This window comes from Vibrio sp. 970, assembly GCF_033339075.1.
The window spans coordinates 1-576 of sequence record NZ_JAWOTW010000606.1 but is presented as its reverse complement, the minus strand read 5'-3'; the positions used below and the strand labels follow the sequence as shown (position 1 = coordinate 576).

Genomic DNA, 576 nt, shown 5'->3' with positions numbered 1-576 from the left:
TGCTTCGTAGAACATATGATTCTCGGTTTGAGGCAAAGTTAGGGTCTCTTTTTCTTCACCACGAAGAATACGCTCTACACCACGGCCTGTGGCGATCATATCGACCAACACACTGCCTTGCTCACCTTGAAACTCGCTTGGGATAAGAGAATCACTGACTTTCGAGTGCAGAAGATTTACGTTAAAGCCATCATAAGCCAGCGTTACGCTGCCGCATCCGTCAACGCCTGATGGAAGCACATGCGCACTGGCTTGAACAGAGTTCGGCTCACCAAACAACTCAATCGCAGAACCCACGCAGTAATAACCGATGTCCATGATGGAGCCATTGGAAAACGCAGGATTGAATGTGTTTGGATTTTCTCCATTTAGGTATTTTTGGTATCTCGATGAATACTGGCAATAGCTGATCGTCGCATGTCGTAACGGAGCGCTAAACGGTACGCTCTCTTTCAATACTTGGAAGTTTGGTGTGTAAGGCGACATAAACGCTTCAAACAACACAACGTTGTTTTCCTCAGCACAGGCAAACATCTGTTGTGCCAATGCGTAGTTCGAAGCCATTGGCTTTTCACA

At 46.5% G+C, this 576-nt stretch carries 1 protein-coding gene; it reads right to left on the bottom strand.

What is annotated here, in order from left to right; genetic code table 11:
• On the bottom strand, positions 1–576 hold a 576-nt coding region (locus R7Q11_RS28140), incomplete at both ends, for a Gfo/Idh/MocA family protein (protein ID WP_405532582.1).